Annotated in this window: 3 protein-coding genes and 1 pseudogene; 1 reads left to right on the top strand and 3 read right to left on the bottom strand. The window is 68.7% G+C overall.

All coding sequences use genetic code 11. From position 1 onward, the window contains the following. The 3 genes from QN345_RS17525 to nirD all read right to left on the bottom strand — a co-directional run. The coding region (locus QN345_RS17525) for a molybdopterin oxidoreductase family protein (protein WP_323508972.1) at nt 1-528 on the bottom strand (528 nt) is incomplete at its 3' end. Nucleotides 529-579: 51 nt separating this feature from the next. After that, nucleotides 580-1977, bottom strand: a complete 1398-nt coding sequence (locus tag QN345_RS17520; protein WP_134449584.1) for an MFS transporter — start codon at nt 1975-1977, stop codon at nt 580-582. A gap of 81 nt (nt 1978-2058) precedes the next feature. Next, nucleotides 2059-2403 carry a nitrite reductase small subunit NirD gene (nirD, locus tag QN345_RS17515; RefSeq protein ID WP_134449583.1) on the bottom strand — a complete coding sequence of 115 codons (345 nt, stop codon included), beginning with the start codon at nt 2401-2403 and terminating at the stop codon, nt 2059-2061. Between the two features lie 224 nt (nt 2404-2627). Between nirD and QN345_RS17510 the strand changes: the two are divergent. Beyond that, nucleotides 2628-2941 (top strand): annotated as a pseudogene (locus QN345_RS17510) (hypothetical protein); the annotation flags it as partial.

Below are 2941 nucleotides of genomic sequence, written 5' to 3'. Positions count from 1 at the left end.
GTCTACGCCGAAGGCACGGTTGCCCGCTGCCGCGGCCGAGGACATGCAGAACCGGCCGTTGTAGTCGATCCGGGAAGAGCCGAGCGCGACCCGGGTGAACTTGCCCAGCTGGTAGGCCTTCTCGTTGGTCAGCCCGCCGCCGCCGAACACCCCGACCGAGTCGGCGCCGTGCCGCGCCCGGCTCCCGGCGAGCCGCTCGGCCACGAGGTCGAGCGCCTCCGCCCAGCTCGCCGGGGCGAAGCCGCCGTCCGGTTGCCGGAGCATCGGGGTCAGGATCCGTTCCGGGGATGTGAGCAGTTCCGCGGAGGTCCAGCCCTTCTTGCACAGGCCGCCCCGGTTGGTGGGGAACGCCCGGCCGGCGACGGTCAGACCGGGCCGCGCCGCGGTATCCGTGCCAGCACCGGCACCACCCGACTGCATGCCGATCTCGGCATACGTCGGTGTCAGGGTCATCGCGCACTGCAGCGCACAGTATGGGCAGTGCGTGTCGACGCCCGGGCGGGCGGCGGATGCGAGGGGTGCGGTCACGGGGTCTCCTGTTGCTGGTGGCGTCGGTGATGGCGCGGGAACGGGCGCGCGCTAGATGCGCTGCCCGGCCACGGAGGAGCCGCGGCGGAGGTAGAAGAACGCGGTGACGGCCATCATCACGAGGTAGGCGCCGATGAAACCGTAGATCGCGCCGGTGTAGCTGCCGGTCGCGATCTTCGAGTTGCCGAGGACCTGGGGAATGATGAATCCGCCGTATGCGCCGATCGCGGAGATGAGGCCGAGGGCTGCTGCGGTCTTCCGCTGGGTGCTCACGTCGCCCGAGTTGGTGTGGGCGTCGCTGACGCCGCTGCGGGCGGCGAAGACGCTCGGGATCATCCGGTACGTCGACCCGTTGCCGACACCGGTCGCGACGAAGATGAGCAGGAAGCTCGCGAGGAACAGCCAGAAGTTGCCGAGGGAGAGCACCGCGATCACGAGCAGCGCGCCGAGGGCCATCACGCCGAAGGCCGCGATCGTGACGCGGGCTCCGCCGAAACGGTCGGCGAGCTTGCCGCCGGCCGGGCGGGCGAGGGAACCGACGAGGGCGCCGAGGAAGGCGAGGGAGATCGACGCGGCCATGATGTGGAAGGTCGAGTATGCCGGGAACTGGTCGGCGATGAGCTTCGGGAAGACGCTCGCGAAGCCGATGAAGGAGCCGAAGGTGCCGATGTAGAGCAGGGCGAGGATCCAGAGGTGCGGTTCGCGGAGCGCGGCGAGCGAACCGGCGAAGTCGGCCTTGGCGCTCGACAGGTTGTCCATGTGCTTCCAGGCGCCCCACATCGCGACGAGGATGAACGGCACCCAGAACCAGCCGGCGAGCGAGAGGTTGAGTGTTCCGGCGGCACCGATGGTGATCACGATCGGGACGACGAGCTGGGCGACGGCGGCACCGAGGTTGCCTCCCGCCGCGTTGAGTCCGAGGGCCCAGCCCTTCTGGCTCTGCGGGTAGAAGTAGGTGATGTTGGACATCGAGCTTGCGAAGTTGCCGCCGCCGAGGCCGGCGAGAGCAGCCACGAAGAGCATCACCGGGAACGGGGTGGCCGGGTTGCCGACGCAGATCCCGAGGGCGATCGACGGGATCAGGAGCAGGCCGGCGGAGATGATGGTCCAGTTGCGGCCGCCGAAGCGGGCCACCATGAACGTGTATGGGAAGCGGAGCGTCGCACCGACGAGGCTCGGCATCGAGATGAGCCAGAAGATCTGGCCGGTGTCGAAGGTGAAGCCGGCCTTGGGCAGCTGCACGACGACGATGCTCCAGAGCTGCCAGATCACGAAGCCGAGGAATTCGGCGAAGATCGACCACTTCAGGTTGCGGGAGGCGATGGCCTTGCCGCCGTCGTTCCACTGGGTGGTGTCTTCGGCGTTCCAGTTGTCGATCCATCGGCCGGGGCGGTGGACGAGGCTCGGGCCGGTGCGGAGACCGGTTGTGGGGGTATCGACTGCAGTCATGGTGTTCTCCTCGGGAGGGGTGTGCAGGGGACGGACAGGGGAAGATCGGGGAAAGAGTCAGGGGAAACGTCGGGGGAAACGTCAGGCGGCTTCGGAGAGGTGCACATGCACCTCGCCGTCCTCGACCCTGACCGGATAGGTGCGCAGCGAGTACTCGGCGGTGGTGAAGCATTCGCCGGTCTCGAGGTCGTAGACCTGCTTGTGCAGGGGCGAGGCGATGGTGAACCGGTCACCGCGCGAGCCGACGATGCCGCGGCTCATCACGAACGACCCGGTTGCGGGGTCACGGTTGTCGACGGCGTAGAGGCCGCCGTTCGGAAGCAGCAGGATGGCGAGCTGCTCATCGCCGACGAGGGCGGCTTCGCCCCAGAGCGGCTCGAGTTCGTCGAGGGAACAGACGCGGATCCAGGTGCCGGGGTGGTTCACGAGTGATCCCGCTTTCTGTGAGGTATGCCTGCCGGGTGGGCGATTCCCTCACGCTAAATCGGCCACGTTTCGCGGGTCCGCGCCGGACGCGTCGAATGCGTAAAGAAGTCCTCACCCTCCCCGGGCGGGCCGGTGAGGTCCCGGTCACACCTTGTTACATGGGCGCAACCGAGGGGAAACGCGGCCCTTTTAGGCTGGCAGCACCACCTACGGAAGGCTCCGCCATGGACAACGTCACGTTCGACGCCGCTCAGGCTCACTCAGGGCCGTCCGGCGCCCCCCGACGCGTCCTCGTCATCGGCGGCGGCCCCGCCGCACACCGGTTCACCGAGGCCATGCAGGCCAGGTCCACCCCGGGTCATGGCCGCGAACTCCTCGTCCTCGGCGATGAGGACCACCTGCCGTACGACCGGGTCGCCCTGTCCCGCCGCCTCGTCGACTCCGAGGACCTCACCCTCGGCGACCGGGCACTCTGGGAGACCCCCGGCGTCACCTACCGTGGCGGCAGCCGGGTAGACAGCGTCGACACCGCCGGCCG

The organism is Cryobacterium sp. 10I1, assembly GCF_035019805.1.
Classification (GTDB): Bacteria; Actinomycetota; Actinomycetes; order Actinomycetales; family Microbacteriaceae; genus Cryobacterium; species Cryobacterium glucosi.
The sequence above is the reverse complement of the archived record's forward strand: the minus strand, read 5'-3'. Positions and strand labels throughout refer to the sequence as shown.

Coding starts and splice junctions, on each gene's coding strand:
- QN345_RS17520 (WP_134449584.1), bottom strand. CDS start 1,977: ATGACTGCAGTCGATACCCCCACAACCGGTCTCCGCACCGGCCCGAGC.